Raw genomic sequence first — 21,599 nt, forward strand, 5'->3', positions numbered from 1 at the left:
GGCGCCCCGGCTCGCGGGCGGGGCGTCCGGCTTACTTGCTGTTCTGCAGGATCGCCATGGCCTGGCGTTCCATGAACTCGCCCAGCGTATCGATGCCGCGCAGTTTCAGGATGGTATTGCGCACGGCGGCCTCGACCAGCACGGCCAGGTTGCGCCCCGCCGCCACCTGCAGCATGACCTTGCGGATCGGCAGGCCCAACATGTCCTGCGTGATGTCCTGCAAGGGCAGCCGTTCGAACTTGTCCTGCGCCGTCGCGCGCACCAGATGCACGATCAGCTTAAGCCGCATCTTGCGGCGCACCGACGTCTCGCCGAAGATCGTGCGAATATCCAGCAGGCCCAGCCCGCGGACTTCCAGCAGGTTCTGCAGCAGGGACGGGCAGTGCCCTTCGATCATGTTCGGCGCGGTGCGGGACAATTCCACCGCGTCGTCGGCCACCAGCCCGTGGCCGCGTGAAATCAGCTCCAGCGCCAGCTCGCTCTTGCCCAGGCCCGATTCGCCGGTAATCAGCACGCCGAGCCCCAGCACGTCCAGGAACACGCCGTGTACCGTGGTGGTGGGCGCCAGTTTCTTGCCCAGATAGATGCGCAACAGATCGATCAGCTGCGCCGCGGGCACCGGCGTGCTCAGCAGCGGCACCTGGTGTTGTTCGCATTGATCGATGAGGTCCTGCGGCGCGGTCAACCCGTCGGCCAGCAGGATCGCCGGCACGCCGCCGATCAGCAGCTCATCCATGTGGTGCATGCGGCGGCGCAGGTCGAAACGCGTGTAATACGCCAGTTCTTCCTGCCCGAACACCTGTATGCGCGACGGGTGGATCAGGTTGAGGTGGCCGACCAGATCGGCGGCGGCCATGCCGTCGTCCGGAACGACCCGGTCCGCCGCGCCCTGTCCCGCGATCCAGTTGAAGGGGATGTTGTCGGCGTTGTCGTCGACCAGTTCCTGGACGGTAAGCATGGCGATGGAGAGATCAAAGAGTGCCGGTCGTCAGCATGCGATGGACGGCCACGGGATCGGTCTCCGTGGCCAGGGCTTCGCGCAGGGGCTTGTTGGACATCAACTGTGCGAGCTCCGCGAGTATATCCAGGTGCTGCTGCGTGGCGTTTTCCGGGACCAGCAGGAACAGCAGCATGCTGACCGGCTGGTTGTCCGGCGCGTCGAAGGGTACGGGACGGGACAGGCGGAAAAAGGCCGCGACGGCCTCGCTCAGGCTCTTGACGCGGCCATGGGGAACCGCCACGCCCTGGCCCAATCCTGTGGAGCCCAGGCGCTCCCGGGCGAAGAGACTGTCGAACACGGTGGAACGCGCCAGGCCGTGATGGTTTTCAAAAAGCAGACCAGCCTGTTCGAATGCCCGCTTCTTACTGGTGGCCAGCAGGTCAAGCACGACATTCCCTGCGGGCAGGATGCGGGGCAGATGATTCATGATTCGATTATATGTTCATACGCCGCAACGCAAAAAAACAGCTGTGGCGGCAAGGTGACGCTTCATGCCGGGACAGTCGGCTGCGTACCTGTAACAGGGCGGATGGGGCGGTCGGGGGGATTTGATGCGGGAGGGGCGCGGGGCGGCAGTAGCGAAAGTCGATGAATTCAGCTGCTGCGGTATTCGGCAAGGCCGATGCCCCGGAACATTTGCGCTCTGCGGGACATCGGTGCTTTGGAGGTACGTTGCGCGTGTGGCGCGAACTTGGCGCTCGTCAACGAGCGTTCGTGAGCGCGGTGCGGCGTCAGGCGGCCGCTACGGGTAGTCGCTTCACGGACTCGGTGGCGTGGCTCTGGACCTTATCCTTGTGCTTGATGACCTGACGGTCGATCTTGTCGGCAAGCAAGTCGATGGCGGCGTATAGGTTTTCATCCTGCGCTTCGCAATGGATGTCCTTGCCTCGTAGCCTCATGGTGACCTCGGCCGTATGCCGCAGCGGTTCCACGGAGAGCATGACTTGCACATCGATGATGTGATCAAAATGCCGTAACGCTCGGGCCAATTTGTTCACTACGTACTCCCGGATCGCCGGGGTGACGTCGAGATGACGACCGCAGATGCTTAGATTCATAGTGCAATCTCCTTCTGCCAAGAAAAGGTTGGTGCGCACAGCGCGCGGGAATTGACGTTATCGATCTCCTTTTTGCGTTGAAGGCGGGCTGATCGCCCACCCGGGAAAGTCCCGTTTCGTTCCGCTCCGCGGCTTCGGCGGACCGGGTCGAAACGCAGCCTGTAATCCTAGTGTAAAGACTCCAACGGGCTTTTCAATCCGTCCCCGAAAGAACTTCGGATGTGGATCAAATGCCGAGGCCACGGTTACATGCGGAAGTGCTCGCCCAGGTAGACGCGGCGCACGGCGGGGTTGCCGACGATGTCCTCCGGGTGCCCATCGGTGAGCACCTTGCCTTCGCTGATGATGTAGGCGCGGTCGCAGATGCCCAGCGTTTCGCGCACGTTGTGGTCGGTGATCAACACCCCGATGCCGCGGCTTTTCAGGAAGCGCACGATGCGCTGGATTTCGATCACCGCGATGGGATCCACGCCGGCGAAGGGTTCATCCAGCAGGATGAAGCGCGGGCTGGTGGCCAGCGCGCGGGCGATTTCCACGCGACGCCGCTCGCCGCCGGACAGCGAGATGGCGGTATTGCCGCGTATATGGCCGATCTGCAGCTCTTCGAGCAGCAGCTCCAGGTTTTCGTTGATCGCCGCCGCCGAGATCTGCCGGCCGCGCTCATCCTGCTGCAGTTCCAGCACGGCGCGGATGTTCTGCTCCACCGTCAGGCGGCGGAACACCGAGGCGTCCTGCGGCAGGTAGGAAACCCCCAGCCGGGCCCGCTTGTGGATGGGCAGGCCGGTGATGTTCTGGTCGTCGATTTCGATACGGCCGGCTTCGGCCGGCACCAGGCCCACGATCATGTAGAAGCTGGTGGTCTTGCCCGCGCCGTTCGGCCCCAGCAGGCCCACGACTTCTCCGCTGTCGACCGAAAGCGACACGTCCTGCACGACGGTGCGGCCGTGGTAAGTCTTGCGCAGGCCGATCGCCCGCAGGCTGCTGGTGCGCGCGGTGGACGGGGTTTGGGTTTGTGGTGTGGCTTGCGTGATCATTGGGGGTCGATTCGGATAACTGGATGACGGCGGCGCGCGCCGACCGCGCCAGTGGCCCCTCGGGGCGCCGCTGGCGGCCGTGAAGATCAGGGCTTGACGGCGGATTTGCCGGAGGACGCGTTGCCGCTGGACGGGCCATTGCGTCCGGCTCCCGACGTGGCGGCGGGCGTGGACGGCGTGCCGCCCTTGCCGGCGGCAGGCTTGCCGCCCTGCTGCGCCCGGCATTCCGCGATGGCGGCGTCGGTGCGCGCGCGCGGCTCCATCACCGACCGGACCCGGCCGGCCGGCGCCGCCGACTCGGGACCGCCTATGGCTTCGTAGGTGCCGGCCTTGTCGTTGTAGCGGACTTTCTGGCCGCGTATGGTATCGAAGGGCTTGCCGCAGATGTAGCGAGTGACCACCGCCTGGCCGATCAGGTCGAAGATGCTCTTGGTGCCGTCGTATTCCGCGCGGCGGCCGACGCCTTCGATGACTTCGAAGTTTTCAGGCCGCTCCTGCCGCACCGTGACCATCTTGCCCGGATTGGCCAGGGCGGTACCGTATTGGTTGCCCTGGGCGTCTTCGCGCATCTGCAACTCGTCGGAATGCAGGGTCATCAGGCCGCGCGTCATGATCACGTTGCCGGTGAACACGCTGGTCTTCTTGACGTCGTCGTAATGCAGCTGTTCCGACAGGATGACCGTGTTGGGCTCTTCCGCCGGCGTCTGGGCGTTGCCCTTGCCGGACGCGCCGGAGGTCTTGCCCGCCGGCGCCGATGCGGCGGGCGTGGCGGGCGCGGCGGGGGTGGCCTGCGCATGGGCACCCGCGCTGGCGACGGCGCCGGCCACGGCCAGCATGGCACCCGTCAGCCAGGCGGACGGCAGGCATTTGCGAAGTTCGATCATCATTGTTTTTTTACGGAGGCGTGAGCGGGGGCCTGCGCGCGCGCGGCGGCGCCGGCAGGCGGTTGTGAATCGGAGCGCGGCGCGGGCGAGCCATCCGCGGGTGGGGATTGAGTGTCGTTCTGTCCCTTGGGCCGGCTCTTGGCGTCATCCTTGCCGCCGGAGCGCTGGGTGTCCGCGGGCGCGATTTCCACATTGGTGGACGAGAATACTTCCAACTGTCGGGTCTTGTTGTTGTACTTCATCCCCGTGCCATTCATGCGCGACTGGCCGCGCGTGACCAGGGCCGGCAGCGTGGTGCTGATGGTGTCTTCGTCGGGCAGGATGACCAGCTGTTCGCTGCGGACGTCCAGCGGCGGGGTGTCCGCGTCCGGTTGCCGGTGCATGTGCGCGTCCTTGTCCATGACGATGCGCTTGCCGCCCTGGTACATGGTGGCGGTCTGCGACGTGGCGACGGTAATGGGCGTGTTGGGCCGCAGGCCCACCGCGCGCGGATTCGTCACGACGTAGGAGTCGTCGTCCGGATAGTGTTCGCCGTAATCGCCTTCCATGCGGTTGATGGGCTTGCCGTCTTCGCCGGTGCGCACCATGACGAAATTGCGCGACCATGCGTCCATTTCGTGCGTCAGGCGGCGCGGCGGATCGATGGGCACGGCGCGTTGGGTATAGTCGGCGGCCCACCAGGTCCCGACGACCAGGACGAGCAGCAGGAACAGGGCGATGAGCGACGGGAAGCGTTCTTTCATTCGATACGGAAGGTTCGGTGCCCCGCGGTGTCGTGGCCGGTGATCGAGGGTGACGGGCGGCGTGGCTGCATGGCGGCGGGGTTCACTGGATGGCCCCCGGGCCCAGCAGGCCGGGTGAAGCCAGCAGCGCGCCCAGGCGACCCTGGCAGGCCAGCAGTACGTCGCAGCATTCGCGCACCGCGCCGCTGCCACCGGGATGGCTGGCCACCCAGTGCGCGCCCTGCGCGACATAGGCCGGCGCGTTGGGCACGGACGCCGCGAAGCCGGCGCGCTGCATGGCCGGCAGGTCGATGATGTCGTCGCCCATGTAGCCGGTCTGGTCCAGGGTAACGCCAACGCGCTGCGCCAGCGTCGCCAGCGCGGCGCCTTTGTCGCGCACGCCCTGCATGACTTCCGCGATGCCCAGCTCCGCCGCGCGCCGGTCCACGATGGGACCGGATCGGCCGGTGATCAGCGCGACGTTCACGCCGCCTTCGGCCAGCAATCGCAAACCGTGGCCATCCAGTGCGTTGAATCGTTTGAACAGTTCCCCATGCTCGCCGTAGTACAGGCTGCCATCGGTCAGTACCCCATCGACGTCGAAAACCATCAGGCGCACGGCCGCCGCCCGTTCCTTGACGATGGGCTGGAGGCGGGCCAGGATCAGGGCTTCTGCCGGATGCGTGGCGGAATGGGCGGGTGCTATCATGTTCATACTACCTTGGCGGCCATCAGGTCGTGCATGTGCAGGGCGCCGATCAGCGCGCCCTGTTGATCCAGGACGAGCATCTGGCTGACGCGCAGTTCGTCCATCTGCTGCGCGGCGACCACGGCCAGCGCATCGGCCGGCACGGTATGCGGGGAACGCGTCATGCCGTCGATGATCTTCAGACCGCGGATATCCCCGTGGCGTTCAATCAGGCGGCGCAGGTCGCCGTCGGTGAAGATGCCCAACGGGTGCCGCCGGGCGTCGACGATCACGGTCATGCCCATGCGCTTGGCGGACATTTCTTCCAGGGCGCGGGACAGCGGCGCGTCGGCGGGCACCATGGGCAGCTCGTCGCCCTGGCGCATGACGTCGCGCACGTGCGTCAGCAGCCGGCGTCCCAGCGTCCCGCCGGGGTGCGAGCGGGCGAAATCCTCCGGCCCGAAGCCGCGGGCTTCCAGGCAGGCCACCGCCAGCGCGTCGCCCAGCGCCAGCGCCGCGGTGGTGCTGGCGGTCGGCGCCAGGTTCATGGGACACGCTTCCTGGGCCACGCTGACGTCCAGGTGGATATCCGCCTGCCGCGCGAGCTCCGACGTTGGATTGCCCGTCATCGCAACCACCCTGGTGCCCAGGCGGCGCACCGCCGGCAGGATGGTGAGCAGTTCGCCGCCCGATCCGGAATAGGAAATGGCGATCAGCACATCGTCCGGCGTGATCATGCCGAGATCGCCGTGCACGGCTTCCGCCGCATGCAGGAAAAACGAGGGCGTGCCGGTGGACGCGAGCGTCGCGGCCACCTTGCGGGCGATGTGTCCCGTCTTGCCGATACCGCTGACCACCACGCGGCCGCGGCAGTTCAGCAGCAGGTCGACCACGCGGGCAAAGGTATCGTCCAGGCGGGCTTCCAATTCAAGCAGGGCTTGCGATTCGATGCGCAGCGTGCGCCGGGCCGAGGCCAGCGCCGCGTCCGGAGTGATGGCGGGAAGGGCATTCATGGCGCGATTTTAATCGCAGCGCGGGATTTGCCGCCGTCCGATGGTGATCCCGTGGTCATCTCGTCGTGATCTTTCAGTCACGGCATGGCCGGTTGCCGCCCCCCCGGGGCCTATGGCATGCTGGCGGGCTCTTCCCGCACGGGCCGCGGCCCGGATTTTCGAACAGGCTTACCCATGTCCACCACGTCCACGATCGCCGCTCCCCGCTTCGGCACGCCGCTCACACCCGCCGCCACCCGCGTCATGCTGCTGGGGGCCGGGGAACTGGGCAAGGAAGTCGTCATCGCGCTGCAGCGGCTGGGCGTGGAAGTGATCGCGGTGGACCGTTACGCCGATGCGCCCGGGCAGCAGGTCGCCCATCGCGCCCACGTGGTGTCCATGACGGATGCCGACGCGCTGCGCGCCATCATCGAGCGGGAGCGGCCGCACGTGGTCGTCCCCGAAATCGAGGCCATCGCCACGGATCTGCTGGTGGACCTGGAAGCGGCCGGCACCGTGCGCGTCACGCCGACGGCGCGGGCCGCGCGCCTGACTATGAATCGGGAAGGCATCCGCCGACTGGCCGCCGAAACGCTGGGCCTGCAGACTTCGCCCTATCGGTTCGTCGATACCGAAGCCGAGTTGCGCGAGGCCATCGATGGCGGCATCGGTTATCCCTGCGTCATCAAGCCGGTGATGTCCTCGTCCGGCAAGGGCCAGTCCGTCATCAAGGGGCCGGATGACGTGGCCGCCGCCTGGCGCTACGCCCAGGAAGGCGGCCGCACCGGCGCCGGCCGCGCCATCGTGGAAGGCTTCATCCGCTTCGATTACGAGATCACGCTGCTGACGGTGCGCGCCCGCGCCGCCTCCGGCGAGATCGAAACCCGTTTCTGCGCGCCCATCGGGCACAAGCAGGTGGACGGCGATTATGTCGAAAGCTGGCAGCCGCATCCCATGTCCGCCACCGCCTTGCAGCGCGCCCGCGATATCGCCCTGGCCGTCACCGGCAACCTGGGCGGCCTGGGCCTGTTCGGCGTGGAATTGTTCGTGGCCGGCGACCAGGTATGGTTTTCCGAAGTCAGCCCGCGTCCCCACGACACGGGCATGGTGACCATGATCACCCAGGTGCAGAACGAGTTCGAACTGCACGCCCGGGCCCTCCTGGGGCTGCCGGTGGACGTCACCCTGCGCCAGCCCGGGGCCAGCGCGGTGATCTACGGCGGCGTGGACGCTGGCGCCGTCACCTTCGATGGTGTCGCGCAGGCGCTGGCCGAGCCCGGCACCGATATCCGCCTGTTCGGCAAGCCGGAGTCCTTCGTCAAGCGGCGGATGGGCGTTGGGCTGGCGACCGCCGATACCGTGGAAGCCGCCCGCGAAAAGGCGTTGCGCGTCGCCGGCGCCGTTACCGTCAAGGCCGCGGCGGGCGCGTGATGCGAAAACGCCCCCGGACGGCATTGCCGCCCGGGGGCGCCCGGCCGCCGCGAGGCGGCGTCCCGCGGTTTTTTACTTGCCGGTGCCGTTGTCCGGCTTGGTCGACATCGCCAGCGTGTACTGGTCGCGCCGTCCTTCGTAGCTGATGCCCTTCCGGTAGGCCCACAGGGTGCTTTCGAAGTGCAGGGGGATCAGCGGCACGTCGGCCAGCGCGATTTTGGTCGATTCCTCCAGCAGCTTGCGGCGCTGGTCGGCGTCCACCGTGACCGCCGCCTGGCGATACACCTTGTCGAAGGCCGGGTTGGAGTAGCCGCCGTAGTTGCTGGTGCCCAGCGAGTTGGCGGCGTCCAAGGACGTTACCCACAGCTGGAACAGCGCCGACGCCTCGCCCACTTCCGAAGGCCAGCCGCCCATCGAGAAACTGAACTCCTTCTTGGCGCGCTTGGGGAAATAGATGGACGCCGTCATGGCATCCACATTCGTCTTGATACCGATGCGCGACAGATACTGCGCCACCGCCTGGGCAACCTGGCCGTCATTGATATAGCGGTCGTTGGTCGACGAAATGGTCAGCTCGAAGCCATCGGGATACCCGGCGTCCGCCAGCAGTTTCTTGGCCGCCGCGGGGTCGTACTTGATCTCGGGCGCATGCGCCAGGCCGCCGAACATGCCGTCCGGCATGTACTGGTAGGCCGGGGTCGCCATGCCGTCCATGATGCGTTGCGTGATCGCCTTGCGGTCGATCGCCATATTGATGGCCTGGCGCACGCGCAGGTCCTGCAGCGGGTTCTTGCCGTTGGCGGCCTTCACGAACGGGCTGGGATTGCGCCCCACGTCGGGCTGGAAGAACACCAGCCGGGTGGAGGGCGTGGCCACGTAGGCGAATTTGGGATTTTCCTTCAAGCGCTGGATGTCGCGGGCGGCCGGGTTTTCGATCAGGTCGAAATCGCCGGACAGCAGGCCCGTCATGCGCGGGCCGGCGTTCGGCACCGGCACCATTTTCACTTCCTTCCAGTACGGCTTCTGGCCCCAGTAGTGTTCGTTGCGCACGAGCTCGATGCCCGTGCCCTTTACGTAGGACTTCAACACATAGGGGCCGGTGCCGATGGCGTCCTTGCCGTTATTGAAGTCGACCACGGTAGGCCAGGGGCCCGTCACGCCGCAGCCTTCCTTGGGCGCGAAGGTCAGCTTGCCGTGCGGCACGATGCCGTTCCAGATGATGGGCAGCGAGCGCGCGACTTCGGCCGGCATGACCGGCAGCGGCTGGCGGGTCTTGATGATGACGGTGTAGTCGTCCGGCGTCTGCACGTCGGTGAACATCTGCGTCAGCGTGGCGTACGAGCTGGAGATGTTCGTCTCGTTATTCAGCGTGCGGCAGATCGTGAACAGCACGTCCTGCGACGTGAAGGGCTTGCCGTTGGAGAACGTGACGCCATGGCGCAGCTTGAATTCCCAGGTCAGGTCGTCCAGGTTCTTCCAGGACGTCGCCAGGGACGGCACCAGGTTCATGTCGGCGTCGCGCGAGATCAGTGAACTGTAGACGTGGGCGGAGAAAGCATCGTTCGCCGTCATCTTGTGATAGTGGGGATCGGCGGATGTGGGCTCTGCCGACAGGGCGATTTTCAGGGTCTGCGCCTGGGCCGGGATGGCGGTGGCGATACCGGCGCTGGCGCAAAGCAGCGCCAGGGCGTGACGGGTGGACAGCATGGATGTACTCCGCGAAGAGGCGAGCGATAACGGCGGGCTCGCCGGTAGGGCCGCCTTGCGTGGCTCGGGCCGCGGTCCCCGCGACGGGGCGGCCCGAGATGCAAAAGCAACCAACTCATTATCAGACTATCGCCGAAGCGGGCGATTATCGTGACGGGGTGGAAACGCTGTCAATGCGCGTTAGCCAGAAGACGCGGGAAGCGGGCGATTTGGCGCGCCTGAAAAGGCAATGGCCGGCATCGCGCATGCAACAGTTGCCCGATGCGCGATGCCGGCCATTGCGGCGCGGCGGTACTGCTTGCACTGCTTTACTGACGATTGCTCTACTGCTCGATGCTGCACTGCGTACTGCCACAGTGCGTACGGCTGCACTGCGTACTGCTCACTGCGTGGCCGGTGTAGCGGTGCCTGCCGGGGCGGCTTCCGCATCCCGCATTTCATCGACCGGATTGCTCGACGGCAGATGCTTATCGTGGATGCAGGCGCTTCCTGCGGTGGGCTTTCCGGACAGCGGGCGAGCGATGCGGCTGCTCTGCCGATGCCGGTCACTTCACCGGCCGTGGCCGATTACCACTGCATGCCGGTGTAGCGGCCGGTCTGCTGTTGCGCACGGCTCATCGTGTCTTGCACTTCTTCGATGAAGTTGAAGAAGGCACCAACACCATGGGCCACGGCGCGGGCGGCGCGCTTGACGGCGTTGACGGGATGGGCGGCGGGTTGCGTGTTCAAGGTGTTCTCCAGGATGTCGCGTTCGAGGGCGTCGGTAAGACGAAGATTCTGGTTCAGGGCGATATTGGTCATGGCGTTCTCCGGACTGCTGTCTACTGCTGTTTGCCTGCTTGGTGAAAACCATTATAGGGAAAACCCGTAGTGCAACGCAACAAATATTAGGGGTTTACCCTAGGGTTGTTGTAATAAGACACGACATGAACCCGGATTTCTAGCGAATCCTTTTGTCTTTCAATGACTTACCAGTGTGCGCCGGCGACCCGGGCGTGTGGCGCGGAGGCCGGCGGGCGGGCCGCGGCGCTCCGGAATGCGGTTGTCCGGCCCGCCGCCTTCCCACGTCCATCCTATGGAATACGCCCCCGCCCCGGCCGGGGATCCCGGCGGGATGTAGGGCACAATAGCCAATTCCTCCAACCCCTCCGCCACGCTCAGCCTGGCCCTCTCCATAAGACCCGGCGTCCATGTCCACTCGTCCTGCTCCGCTCACCGGCATCCGCGTTCTAGACCTGACGCGCGTCCTTGCCGGACCCTGGTGTACCCAGAACCTCGCCGACCTGGGCGCCGAAGTCATCAAGATCGAACGGCCGGGCAACGGCGACGACACGCGCGGCTGGGGGCCTCCCTATCTGCGGGACGCGGACGGCAATGACACGACGGAGGCGGCGTATTACCTGTCCGCCAACCGCAACAAGCTGTCGGTGGCGCTGGACATCGCGTCCCAGCGCGGTGCGGAGCTGGTGCGCCAGCTGGCATTGCAGAGCGATATCCTGGTCGAGAACTTCAAGGTGGGTGGGCTGCGCAAATACGGCCTGGACTACGAAAGCCTGAGCCAGGCCAATCCGCGCCTGATCTATTGCTCGATCACCGGCTTCGGCCAGACCGGCCCCTACGCCAGCCGCCCCGGCTACGACTTCATGATCCAGGGCATGGGTGGGCTGATGAGCATCACCGGCGAACGCGACGACCTGCCCGGCGGCGGTCCGCAGAAAGCCGGCGTGGCGGTGGCCGACCTGATGACGGGGATGTATTCCGCCACGGGCATCCTGGCGGCGCTGTTCGAGCGCGAGCGCAGCGGCCTGGGCCAGCATCTGGACATGGCCCTGCTGGACTGCCAGGTCGCCATGCTGGCCAACCAGAATCTGAACTACATGACGTCCGGCACGGCGCCGCGCCGCGCGGGCAATGCGCACCAGAATCTCGTGCCCTACCAGGTCTTCGCCGTCAGCGACGGGCACATGATCGTGGCGGTGGGCAACGATAGCCAGTTCCGCGCCTATTGCGGCGTCATCGGCCTGCCCGAACTGGCCGACGACCCCCGCTTTGCCACCAATCCCAAGCGGGTCGTGAATCGGGACGTGCTGGTTCCCATCCTGGTCGAGCGCATGGCCCTGGGCGAGCGCGACCGCTGGCTGGCGGAATTGGAATCCGTTGGCGTCCCGGCGGGGCCGATCAATACGCTGGAGCAGGTCTATGAAGATCCCCAGGTGCGGTTCCGGCAGATGCGCCGTGAATTGCCCCATCCGGTGGCCGGCACCGTACCGATAGGCGCGAGTCCCCTGCGCTTTTCCGGCAGCCCGGTGGAGTACCGCCGGCCGCCGCCCATGCTGGGCGAGCATACCGAGCAGGTGCTGCGCGACCGGCTGGGCCTGACGGACAGCGACATCCAGGCGCTGGCGGGCGGCGGCCGGTAGGCCGTTCCCCACCTCCGAACGACGACAAGACTCGCACAAGACTCGCGGTCGCCGCGCGCCCGGTCCGCCGGGCCGCGCGATGGCTCACCAATCACATGCAGGAGACCAACATCATGGCAGGGACCATCAACATCATCGGCATCGTGGGCGCGGGCGCCATGGGGCGCGGCATCGCACAGATCGCGGCCCAGGCGGGCCTGACCGTGCGCCTGTACGACACCAGCGCGGACGCGGTGGCGGCGGCGCGGACCAGCCTGCAGCAGACCTGGGCCAAGCTGGCCGAAAAAGGCAAGCTGACGCCCGATGCCGCACGGCAGGCCCTGGACCGCATCGTGCCCTGCGCGGCGCTGGCGGGCCTGAAGGACTGCCAGTTGATCGTCGAAGCCATCATCGAGCGGCTGGACATCAAGCGCGACGTCTTCAAGCAGCTGGAAGAGATCGTGGCGGACGATTGCATCCTGGCATCCAATACGTCTTCGCTACTGATCACGGCGATCGCGGCGGCCTGCCGCGTGCCGGCGCGCGTGGTCGGCTATCACTTCTTCAATCCCGTGCCCTTGATGAAGGTGGTTGAAGTCATCGATGGCCTGCGCAGCGATCCCGCGGCCGGGGACGCCCTGATGGAGCTGTCCCGCCGCATGGGCCACACGCCGGTGCGCGCGCGCGACATGCCCGGCTTCATCGTCAACAACGCGGGCCGCGCCATGAGCACCGAAGGCCTGCGGGTGGCGCAGGAATCGGTCGCCAGCTTCGCCCAGGTGGACGCCATCATGCGCGAGCAGGCCGGCTTCCGCATGGGGCCTTTCGAGTTGCTGGACCTGACGGCGCTGGACGTCTCGCATCCGGCGATGGAGTCCATCTATCGCCAGTTTTTCGACGAGCCACGCTTCCGGCCGTCGCCCATCACGTCGGTGCGGCTGGCGGGCGGCCTGCTCGGACGCAAAGTGGGCGAAGGCTTCTATCGCTACCCTGATGGGCAGAAGCAGGTGCCGGCCGAAGCGGCGGCGCCGGCGCTGCCCGCCGGCTTGAAGGTATGGGTGAGCGGGGTGCATCCGCAGGGGCATGACGCCGTGGCGGGCTTGCTGGATCAGATGGGCGTGCCGCGTGCTTCGGACAGCCGCGCCCCGGATGACGCGCTGATCGTCGTGACGCCTTACGGCGAGGACGTCTCCACCGCGGCGTTCACGCAGGATCTGGATCCCGCCCGCACCGTGGGCGTGGACGCCTTGCATGGCTTCGACCCCAAGCGCCGCCGTACGGTGATGGCCTCGCCGGCCACGCAGCCGCGCTGGCGCGAGGCGGCGCATGCGCTGTTCGCGTCCGATGGCGCGCCGGTCAGCGTGATCGAGGACTCGCCGGGCTTCGTCGCGCAACGCATCGTCGCCACCATTGTCAACACCGCTTGCGAGATCGCGCAACAGCGCATCGCTACGCCGCAGGATATCGACAAGGCGGTGACCCTGGGACTGGGCTACCCGGCGGGGCCTTTGGCCATGGGCGATATGCTGGGCGCCGGGCGCATCCTGGAAATCCTGCGCAATATGCAGCGCGTGACGGGTGACCCGCGCTACCGTCCCAGCCTGTGGCTGCAGCGGCGCGTGCAGCTGAAGATGTCCTTGCTGGAAGGGTAGGCAGGGGACGCGCAGGGCACCGCGCCCGGAACGGATCGGTGGCCGCGGCAGCCCTGGCGCACGTGCATTGCGCCAACTCGCGGCCGAAGATCCGCCACGGCAGGCGCATCCCGACCTTAGAGCACGACCAGGTTGTCCCGGTGCACCAGTTCCGGCTCGGTCATGCTGCCCAGCAGCGCTTCGATGCGCGACGAAGGCTGGCGCATGATGCGCCGGGCGTCGGCCGACGAATAGTTCACCAGGCCGCGCGCGCATTCGCGGCCGTCCGCATCCACGCAGGCCACGACGTCGCCGCGTTCGAAATCGCCTTGCACGTCGACCACGCCTATCGGCAGCAGGCTCTTGCCTTCCTGCCGCAGCGCGCGCACCGCGCCGTCGTCCAGGACGACGCGGCCACGCAGGCGCAGATGGTCCGCCAGCCATTGCTTGCGGGCCGACCACACCGGCAGCACGGCGCGCAACTCGCTGCCTATGCATTCGCCTTGCGACAGGCGCACCAGCACGTCGCGCTCGCGGCCCGATGCGATGACGGTGTGCGCGCCGCTGTGCGCGGCACGCTTGGCCGCCAGCACCTTGGTCAGCATGCCGCCGGTGCCGATGCCGCTGCCGGCGCCGCCTGCCATGGCTTCCAATGCCAGGTCGCCAGCCTGCGCATGCGACACGAAGCGGGCATCGGGATGCTTGCGCGGGTCCGCTTCGTACAGGCCGCGCTGGTCGGTCAGGATGATCAGCGCGTCTGCCTCGATTAGGTTGGTCACCAGCGCGCCCAGCGTATCGTTGTCGCCGAAACGGATTTCGTCGGTGACCACGGTGTCGTTTTCGTTGACGATGGGCACCACGCCCAGGCGCAGCAGGGCGAACAGGGTGGAGCGCGCATTCAGGTAGCGGCGACGATCGGCCAGGTCTTCGTGCGTGAGCAGGATCTGCGCCGTGCGCAGGCCATGTTCGGCGAAGGCCGCTTCATAGGCTTGCGCCAATCCCATCTGGCCGACCGCGGCGGCGGCCTGCAGTTCATGCATCACCGACGGGCGCTTGCGCCAGCCCAGCCGCGCCATGCCTTCCGCGATGGCGCCGCTGGATACCAGCACCAGCTGCCGGCCCTGCTTGCGCAGCGCGGCGATCTGCTGGGCCCAGTGGGCGACGGCGGCGCGGTCCAGGCCGCGGCCCTCGTTGGTGACCAGGGTGGATCCTACTTTGGCGACCAGCCGGTTGGCGGCGGCGATGACGGATACGGCGTTGGTGTCGGCGGACATGACGAAAGCCGGAACGTAAGCGGGTGGGCGATTGCCCGTTCGGTTGCCCGTCCGCGCCAGCCGGCGCGGCGGAGGAGTGCGATTATGGCTTATTCGTTACCGCCGCGCGGCTCGGCGTCCGTGCGTGTATCGTCGAAGCGCGGATCCTCGGCCACATAGGTGCCGTCCGCCTGGTCCTGCGCGATCTGGTCCTTGCGGTTTTCCGCATCCAGATAATCCTGCAGCGCCCAGATCAGGTCCTGGGTGCCGTCACCCGTCAGCGCGGACACGGTGTAGACCGGACCGGTCCAGTCGAATTCCTGGCAGAAGCGGGCCTTGAGCGCTTCGGCGTCTTCCGTCGCGACCATGTCGAGCTTGTTCAGCACCAGCCAACGCGGCTTGGCCGCCAGGTCGGCGTCATAGCGGCGCAGCTCCTCGACGATGGCGCGGGCGTTGGCCACCGCCTGCGGAACCGGATCGACATCCGGGTCCGGCGAAGAAACGTCCACCAGATGCAGCAGCACGCGCGTGCGCGCCAGGTGGCGCAGGAACAGGTGGCCCAGGCCGGCGCCTTCCGAGGCGCCTTCGATCAGGCCGGGAATGTCCGCCACGACAAAGCTGCGCGCCGCCGACGTGCGCACCACGCCCAGATTGGGATGCAGCGTGGTGAAAGGGTAATCGGCGATCTTCGGCCGGGCGTTCGAAATCTTGCTGATCAGCGTCGACTTGCCGGCGTTGGGCATGCCCAGCAGGCCGACGTCGGCCAGTACCTTCAGTTCCAACCGCAGCCGGCGTTGTTCGCCTTCCTTGCCCGGCGTCCACTGGCGGGGCGCGCGATTGGTGCTGGATTTGAAATGCAGATTGCCCATGCCGCCCTGGCCGCCGGCGGCCAGCACGACTTCCTGCCCGTGGCGGCTCAGGTCGAACAGCTGTTCGCCCGTATCGGCGTCGTGAATGATGGTGCCGACGGGTACGCGCAGGACGATGTCGGCCGCCGCGGCGCCGTATTGGTCCGAACCGCGGCCGTTTTCGCCATTGCGGGCGCGATGCAGGCGCGCATAGCGGAAGTCGATCAGCGTGTTGATGTTGCGATCGGCGACGGCCAGGATGCTGCCGCCGCGGCCGCCGTCACCGCCATCGGGACCGCCCTTGGGAATGAATTTTTCGCGGCGAAAGCTCGCCACGCCGTTGCCGCCTTTGCCGGCAATGACTTCAATGGTGGCTTCGTCGACGAATTTCATGATGGTGGTCTGCGCGATGCCGCGCGTTTTCTGTTTTCTGATTGCTGGGTTGGACTGCTAACAAAAAAGCCCTGCCGCACGCGACAGGGCTTTCTCGTGGTGCGGATCGGAATGCGCGCGCTTATTCGGCGGCGACGATCGATACCGTCTTCTTGTTCAGCGAGCCTTTGGTGCCGAACTGAACCTTGCCGTCGACCAGCGCATACAGCGTGTGGTCCTTGCCCATGCCGACGTTCACGCCGGCGTGGACACGGGTACCGCGCTGGCGCACGATGATCGAGCCGGCCGGGATCTGTTGACCGCCGTAGGCCTTGACGCCCAGTCGCTTCGATTCCGAATCGCGACCGTTCCGCGTAGAGCCGCCGCCCTTTTTCTGTGCCATTTTTTAGCTCCTGCTATGGATACCGACGCGCGTCAGGCCGTAATGGCCTCGATGCGGATTTCGGTGTAGTTCTGACGGTGGCCCTGATGCTTCTGATAGTGCTTGCGACGGCGCATCTTGAAGATCGTGACCTTGTCGTGCCTGCCATGCGCAAGAACGGTCGCCTTGACCACGGCGCCGGAGACGATGGGCGTACCAACCTTCAGCTGGTCGCCTTCGCCCACGGACAGAACCTGGTCCAGGGTGATTTCTTGCCCAATGTCAGCAGGTATCTGTTCTACCTTGAGTTTTTCGCCGGCTGCGACACGATACTGCTTGCCGCCGGTTTTTATGACCGCGTACATGGGTAAATTCCTATAGGGGTAATTTCAGCGCAAAACGCCGAACTCAGGATTCTAGCCCGGCAGGTCGGGATTGTCAAAAAGTCTCGCCGGGGCAATGAGTTACGTGTTGCAGGCGGCCCCCTACCCGGTGCGGCGCGCGACTGGCGCGCCGGGCGTCATCTCCTGGGATGAAGCCGTCTCCCGCGGCGCGGCGGCATCCGACCGACACCGTATAATTCGCACGACCCCGGCCGGCTTGCATGGCGGGCGCGGGCCCGCGACATGAGCGTTGGCGCTCGTCTTTTTCCATCCGGACACGTCTTGAATCTCCCCGAGCTTATAGCCCCCGTTGCCGACGACATGAAGGCGGTGGATGCCGTCATCCGCGACCGGCTGAATTCCGAGGTCGTGCTCATCCGTACCATCGGCGACTACATCGTCGGGGCCGGCGGCAAACGCATGCGTCCGGCGCTGCTCCTCATGATGGCGCGCGCCCTGGGGTATGCCGGCACGTCCCACCACACCCTGGCCGCGGTGGTGGAATTCATCCATACCGCCACGCTGCTCCATGACGACGTGGTCGACGAATCCGACCTGCGCCGTGGCCGGCAGACGGCCAACGCGGTGTTCGGCAATGCGGCCAGCGTGCTGGTCGGCGACTACCTGTATTCGCGTTCCTTCGAAATGATGGTCGACGTCGACTCGATGCGTGTGATGGCCATCCTGTCGCAGGCCACCACCGTCATCGCGGAAGGCGAAGTCCTGCAACTGCTGAACGTGCACGATCCCGACGTGTCGCAGGAGCGCTATCTGCAGGTGGTGCGCTACAAGACCGCCAAGCTGTTCGAGGCCGCCGCGCAGGTGGGCGCCGTGCTGGCGGGCGCGACACCGGAACAGGAACAGGCCGCGGCGGCGTACGGACGCCACATCGGCACCGCGTTCCAGCTGGTGGACGACGTGCTGGATTACGGCGGCGATGCCGCCGCCCTGGGCAAGAACGTGGGTGACGACCTGCGCGAAGGCAAGCCGACCTTGCCCTTGATCCGCGTCATGGAAGTCGGCACGCCCGCGCAGCAGGCGCTGGTGCGCGCCGCCATCGAAACCGGCCACGCGGACTTCGAAGGCGTCGCCGCCGCCATCCATGCCACCGACGCCTTGCAGCACGCCATGGAAGCCGCTAACGCCGAAGCGGACTTGGCCCGCCAGGCACTCGCCGGCTTCCCGATTTCCGTTTATCAGCAAACCCTGCTAGAATTTTGCGCTTTCGCGGTTAACCGCGATCGTTAGTGCCTCGGTTGCGGTAATTGATCGGAGTTTCGATCATGTCCTCGCAGTCGATAACGCTAAGAACGGGGCGTAGCTCAGCCTGGTAGAGTACTGCGTTCGGGACGCAGGAGTCGGAGGTTCGAATCCTCTCGCCCCGACCACTCAAGTGGTCGAATTCCGGAGCCAGATCAGTCATACGCTGATCTGGCTCTTTTCATTTGCGCAGCGCCTTCAGCCGCGCGGGTTTTCGGCAACGCGCTCGACGCGCTGCGTGCCCACCGCCTTCGGCGGTATGCGCACCGACAATATCATCGCGGCGGCCAGGGTGAACACCGTGAATCCCAGCGACCAGGAAATCGGTATCTTGTAGAGGTCGATGAGCAGCATCTTCGCGCCGATGAACACCAGGATGACGGCCAGCCCATACGAGAGCAGATGGAAGCGCTCGTGCATGCCCGCCAGCAGGAAGTACATCGCCCGCAGGCCCAGGATCGCGAATACGTTGGACGTGAGCACGATGAACGGGTCGGTCGTGATGGCGAAGATCGCCGGGATCGAATCCACGGCAAACACGACGTCGACCACGCCGATGATCAGGATCACCACGAGCAGCGGCGTTGCGGCCTTGACGCCATTGACCATCGTGAAGAACTTCTCGCCGTCGTAATCGGGCGCGATCTTCATGTGCCTCTTGATCCAGCGCAGCGCCGGATTATCCGAGAGGTCGGACTCCTCGCCCGCGGCGCGCCACATCTTGATCCCGGTGAACAGCAGGAAGGCGCCGAACACGTACATCAGCCAGTGGAATCGAACGATGAGCCATGCGCCGATCAGGATCATGATGGCGCGCAGGACCAATGCGGCAAGTATGCCGATCATCAGCGCCCGTTTCTGGAACACCGCCGGCACGGCGAAGTAGCTGAAGATCATCAGGAAGACAAAAATATTGTCCACCGCGAGCGCCTTCTCGACCAGGTAGCCGGTGACGAACTGCAGCGCCTTGGCATTGGCGAGCTCCCGCGCGACGGGGTCGGCGCCGGCGCCGCCGAGATACCACCACAGCCAGCCGACGAACAGGAAGGATACGGCCACCCATATGAGCGACCAGATGGTGGCTTCACGCATGCTGACGGCATGCGAGCCCTGGCGGTTGAGTGCGAAGAAATCGATCGCGAGCGCGACGAGTACGAAGGCCGTGAACAGCGTCCACAGCAAGGGGGTTCCGATGGAGATCATCGTAACGAGCCTCTCAGCCCAACCGGCAACGTATGGGCGACAAATTGTCTGGGATCCTCGCCAGTCTTGCCGCCCGGAACACCTGGATTCCGAGTCACGGCACCGAACACTGGTGGCTGCCAGCCCACCAGTGCCGTAATGACGGCACCGTGTCACAACGCACATGGGCGTCGTGTCAGCTACTCCCTTTGAGAGGCGATTGCATTTAATCAAACATCGAACATGTCGTCAACGCATGGAGCGTGGGCTGCTGGAGGACCATACGTCCGTATGGACGCATGCATCGGGAGGGGATCGTGGCCGAGTCAAGCGCCTGCAAGCAAGCCGGCGGTATCATCGGAATCCTTCCGGCAACCCGTGGAGCAGGCGCGATGGCACAGGACAAATGGTCTTCCCGGCAGTACCTGATGTTCGAGAACGAACGAACCCGGCCAGTGCGCGATCTGTTGTCCGCCGTGCCGTCCGACGATGCGCGTGAAGTCATCGACCTGGGGTGCGGTCCCGGCAACTCCACCGAAGTCCTGGCGCGGCGGTTTCCGTCGGCCAAGGTTTCCGGCCTGGATAGTTCGGCGGACATGATCGCCGCCGCGCGCAAGCGCATGCCGGACGTGCAGTTCGAGGTGGCCGACATACACACCTGGCAGCCGGACGTGGCCTATGACGTCATCCTTGCGAACGCGGTATTCCAATGGGTGCCGGGCCATGAAACCGTGTTTCCCGCGCTGGTCTCCCGGCTGGCGGAAGGCGGCAGCCTGGCCATCCAGATGCCGGATACGATGGACGAGCGTCCTCATCGGATGATGCGCGAGCTGGCCGAGGACGGTCCCTGGGCGGACAAGCTGAAGGACGTCAGCCAGGCGCGCACCGCCTTGCGTTCGGCCGAGTGGTACTACGAGCTGCTGCAAAAGCACTGCGGCGCCGTGAACATCTGGCGCACCACCTACTACCACGTATTGAAGGACGGCCCGGACGCCATCGTCGAATGGTTCAAGGGCAGCGCCCTGCGGCCCTTCCTGGACCCGCTGGACGAAGAAGGCAAGCGCTCGTATCTGGAGCGCTACACCGACCTGGTCAGGCAGACGCATCCGCCGCTGGCGGACGGATCGGTGCTGCTGCCTTTCCCGCGCCTGTTCATGGTGGCGACGCGCTGACACCGGCGCGTCGCCACGGTGCTACACCGTGCATGCCTGCATGGCGCGCTCCTTGATCGCGGGCGCCAGCCGTTCGAAGGCGATCAGGTAGATCGCCCCTTCCGCCGACGCCGTGGACCCGTGCACCGTGCCGGCGGGCAGGTCGATGACATCTCCCTTCCCGCACACGTAGTCGACGCCGTCGGCGTACACCGTCAGGGCGCCGTCGACGATGATCAGGGTTTCATCCGTGGGATGGCTGTGCGTGCGATGCTCCTTGCCGGGCGCATCGCGCTGCACTTCGATGCATCCCTGCGTGGGCAGCAGGACGCGCAGGCTATCCGCCAGCTCGATGCCGCCGAGCAAACCCTTGATGATTTCCATGATGTTTCCTTGGTCTCAGATTTCGGCTTCGGAAGCCAGGTCCGCCGCGCGCATGGCGTGGAAGGGGCAACCGGTGGTCGGGCGATTGTCGTCGCCCAGGAAGTATTGCTTGTATTCGCGGTTCGACGAGTCGCCGTAGGAGCCGAGTTCTTCGGATGGCGGGATCATGTCATAGGTCGCCAGCCGCTTGCGTACCTTCGATATGCTGGCTTCGCGCGCGCGCGGGCTGCCCAGGATGTTGTCGAACACCCAGCGAGGCTGGAACGTGATCATGAACGAGCTCGAACGGCGGCTTTGCCGCTGCACATGGGCCGGCGTATTGCAGACCACGAAAATCGGCTCGCCCGCGAAGCAGAATTCCCAATGGGGCGTGTCCAGTTCGGCGGGCACCTCGGCCGGCCATTCGCTGTCGTCCAGCGAGGCCAGGCGGCCCAGCGTGGCCCAGAATTTGGCGCGGTAGGCTTCCAGCGGCAACAGCGGACGCGGACGGAAGAACACCAATAGCGAGGTGTTCGGCCCGCAGGATCGCGACTCGGCGACATACGCGCGCAGATTGCGCGCCAGTCCTTCCACATCGTCGTCTTCCAGGAAAAGATAGCGCAGCTGGTCGGCGCGGTATCCCGCGACGCCGAAGATGCACGGGAATGCGCGGGTGTCGCTGTTGAGCGTGCTGGCGAGCTCCTGGAACAGGATCGCCTGCCATGTGCCAGGTGCATGGCGTTGCTCGACTTGAGTACGGCTCAGATAGTCTTTCACGGCTTTGTCTACCCATCAGGTGGAGGGAAAAATCGACTTGCCATGACGTGCGCGCGGCGTGAGGCCGCATCGGCACGATGAA

21 protein-coding genes, 1 tRNA gene and 1 pseudogene are annotated in these 21,599 nt (G+C 65.8%); 6 read left to right on the forward strand and 17 right to left on the reverse strand.

Annotated features, from left to right (window positions below; genetic code table 11):
• Positions 1-31: 31 nt before the first annotated feature.
• The 8 genes and pseudogenes from hprK to CAL12_RS01740 all read right to left on the reverse strand — a co-directional run bounded on the left by hprK (position 32) and on the right by CAL12_RS01740 (position 6,399).
• Positions 32-958: an HPr(Ser) kinase/phosphatase gene (gene hprK, locus CAL12_RS01705; RefSeq protein ID WP_086062898.1), complete on the reverse strand. Its 927-nt coding sequence runs from the start codon at positions 956-958 to the stop codon at positions 32-34.
• A gap of 13 nt (positions 959-971) precedes the next feature.
• On the reverse strand, positions 972-1,427 hold the full coding sequence (locus CAL12_RS01710) for a PTS sugar transporter subunit IIA (protein ID WP_086062899.1): 456 nt from the start codon (positions 1,425-1,427) through the stop codon (positions 972-974).
• A 304-nt stretch (positions 1,428-1,731) separates the two neighbouring features.
• Positions 1,732-2,058 carry a ribosome hibernation-promoting factor, HPF/YfiA family gene (hpf, locus tag CAL12_RS01715; RefSeq protein ID WP_086062900.1) on the reverse strand — a complete coding sequence of 109 codons (327 nt, stop codon included), beginning with the start codon at positions 2,056-2,058 and terminating at the stop codon, positions 1,732-1,734.
• Between the two features lie 245 nt (positions 2,059-2,303).
• Positions 2,304-3,092, reverse strand: a complete 789-nt coding sequence (gene lptB / locus CAL12_RS01720) for an LPS export ABC transporter ATP-binding protein (RefSeq protein ID WP_086062901.1) — start codon at positions 3,090-3,092, stop codon at positions 2,304-2,306.
• Between the two features lie 86 nt (positions 3,093-3,178).
• Complete coding sequence (gene lptA / locus CAL12_RS01725) at positions 3,179-3,976, reverse strand: lipopolysaccharide transport periplasmic protein LptA (RefSeq protein ID WP_086067618.1); 798 nt, start codon at positions 3,974-3,976, stop codon at positions 3,179-3,181.
• 116 nt (positions 3,977-4,092) lie between these two features.
• Positions 4,093-4,719 (reverse strand): annotated as a pseudogene (gene lptC, locus CAL12_RS01730) (LPS export ABC transporter periplasmic protein LptC); the annotation flags it as partial.
• Between the two features lie 82 nt (positions 4,720-4,801).
• Positions 4,802-5,413 carry a KdsC family phosphatase gene (locus CAL12_RS01735; RefSeq protein ID WP_198298351.1) on the reverse strand — a complete coding sequence of 204 codons (612 nt, stop codon included), beginning with the start codon at positions 5,411-5,413 and terminating at the stop codon, positions 4,802-4,804.
• Positions 5,410-6,399 (reverse strand): KpsF/GutQ family sugar-phosphate isomerase, encoded by a 990-nt coding sequence (locus tag CAL12_RS01740; protein WP_086062903.1) that lies wholly within the window; start codon positions 6,397-6,399, stop codon positions 5,410-5,412. Before CAL12_RS01740 ends, CAL12_RS01735 begins: the two co-directional genes overlap by 4 nt.
• Positions 6,400-6,573: 174 nt before the next feature.
• Between CAL12_RS01740 and purT the strand changes: the two genes are divergently transcribed.
• On the forward strand, positions 6,574-7,809 hold the full coding sequence (gene purT, locus CAL12_RS01745; RefSeq protein ID WP_086062904.1) for a formate-dependent phosphoribosylglycinamide formyltransferase: 1,236 nt from the start codon (positions 6,574-6,576) through the stop codon (positions 7,807-7,809).
• A 72-nt stretch (positions 7,810-7,881) separates the two neighbouring features.
• Here the strand turns inward: purT and CAL12_RS01750 are convergent, their stop codons facing one another.
• Positions 7,882-9,516 (reverse strand): ABC transporter substrate-binding protein, encoded by a 1,635-nt coding sequence (locus CAL12_RS01750; protein ID WP_086062905.1) that lies wholly within the window; start codon positions 9,514-9,516, stop codon positions 7,882-7,884.
• Between the two features lie 567 nt (positions 9,517-10,083).
• The gene (locus CAL12_RS01755; RefSeq protein WP_086062906.1) at positions 10,084-10,317 is read right to left on the reverse strand and encodes a hypothetical protein; all 234 of its coding nucleotides are present in this window, start codon (positions 10,315-10,317) and stop codon (positions 10,084-10,086) included.
• 389 nt (positions 10,318-10,706) lie between these two features.
• Here CAL12_RS01755 and CAL12_RS01760 point away from each other — a divergent pair, with 389 nt between their 5' ends.
• Both CAL12_RS01760 and CAL12_RS01765 read left to right on the forward strand, forming a co-directional pair.
• Positions 10,707-11,936 (forward strand): CaiB/BaiF CoA transferase family protein, encoded by a 1,230-nt coding sequence (locus tag CAL12_RS01760; protein ID WP_086062907.1) that lies wholly within the window; start codon positions 10,707-10,709, stop codon positions 11,934-11,936.
• Positions 11,937-12,049: 113 nt separating this feature from the next.
• Complete coding sequence (locus CAL12_RS01765; protein ID WP_086067620.1) at positions 12,050-13,567, forward strand: 3-hydroxyacyl-CoA dehydrogenase; 1,518 nt, start codon at positions 12,050-12,052, stop codon at positions 13,565-13,567.
• 116 nt (positions 13,568-13,683) lie between these two features.
• Here CAL12_RS01765 and proB read toward each other — a convergent pair whose 3' ends face one another.
• From proB to rplU, 4 genes are all read right to left on the reverse strand, one after another.
• A complete protein-coding gene (gene proB / locus CAL12_RS01770; RefSeq protein WP_086062908.1) occupies positions 13,684-14,820 on the reverse strand; it encodes a glutamate 5-kinase in 1,137 nt (378 codons plus the stop codon).
• 89 nt (positions 14,821-14,909) lie between these two features.
• On the reverse strand, positions 14,910-16,040 hold the full coding sequence (gene obgE, locus CAL12_RS01775) for a GTPase ObgE (RefSeq protein ID WP_086062909.1): 1,131 nt from the start codon (positions 16,038-16,040) through the stop codon (positions 14,910-14,912).
• A gap of 121 nt (positions 16,041-16,161) precedes the next feature.
• The gene (rpmA, locus tag CAL12_RS01780) at positions 16,162-16,422 is read right to left on the reverse strand and encodes a 50S ribosomal protein L27 (protein WP_086062910.1); all 261 of its coding nucleotides are present in this window, start codon (positions 16,420-16,422) and stop codon (positions 16,162-16,164) included.
• A 32-nt stretch (positions 16,423-16,454) separates the two neighbouring features.
• Entirely contained in the window at positions 16,455-16,766 is a 312-nt protein-coding gene (rplU, locus tag CAL12_RS01785) for a 50S ribosomal protein L21 (RefSeq protein ID WP_086062911.1), read from the reverse strand.
• Positions 16,767-17,066: 300 nt separating this feature from the next.
• Here rplU and ispB point away from each other — a divergent pair, with 300 nt between their 5' ends.
• Both ispB and CAL12_RS01795 read left to right on the forward strand, forming a co-directional pair.
• Positions 17,067-18,032: an octaprenyl diphosphate synthase gene (gene ispB, locus CAL12_RS01790; RefSeq protein ID WP_086062912.1), complete on the forward strand. Its 966-nt coding sequence runs from the start codon at positions 17,067-17,069 to the stop codon at positions 18,030-18,032.
• 63 nt (positions 18,033-18,095) lie between these two features.
• Positions 18,096-18,172: transfer RNA gene (locus CAL12_RS01795), tRNA-Pro, on the forward strand.
• A gap of 70 nt (positions 18,173-18,242) precedes the next feature.
• On the opposite strand, the gene CAL12_RS01800 is transcribed toward CAL12_RS01795, so the two are convergent.
• Positions 18,243-19,247: a TerC family protein gene (locus CAL12_RS01800; RefSeq protein WP_086062913.1), complete on the reverse strand. Its 1,005-nt coding sequence runs from the start codon at positions 19,245-19,247 to the stop codon at positions 18,243-18,245.
• 371 nt (positions 19,248-19,618) lie between these two features.
• Here CAL12_RS01800 and tam point away from each other — a divergent pair, with 371 nt between their 5' ends.
• Complete coding sequence (gene tam / locus CAL12_RS01805) at positions 19,619-20,398, forward strand: trans-aconitate 2-methyltransferase (protein ID WP_086062914.1); 780 nt, start codon at positions 19,619-19,621, stop codon at positions 20,396-20,398.
• A gap of 21 nt (positions 20,399-20,419) precedes the next feature.
• Here tam and CAL12_RS01810 read toward each other — a convergent pair whose 3' ends face one another.
• Together CAL12_RS01810 and CAL12_RS01815 are read right to left on the reverse strand one after the other, a co-directional pair.
• Complete coding sequence (locus tag CAL12_RS01810; protein WP_086062915.1) at positions 20,420-20,761, reverse strand: cupin domain-containing protein; 342 nt, start codon at positions 20,759-20,761, stop codon at positions 20,420-20,422.
• A 15-nt stretch (positions 20,762-20,776) separates the two neighbouring features.
• Positions 20,777-21,517, reverse strand: coding sequence for a YqcI/YcgG family protein (locus CAL12_RS01815; protein WP_198298352.1), 741 nt, complete (start codon positions 21,515-21,517; stop codon positions 20,777-20,779).
• Between the last annotated feature and the right edge of the window lie 82 nt (positions 21,518-21,599).

Source organism: Bordetella genomosp. 8 (assembly GCF_002119685.1).
Taxonomy (GTDB): domain Bacteria; phylum Pseudomonadota; class Gammaproteobacteria; order Burkholderiales; family Burkholderiaceae_B; genus Bordetella_C.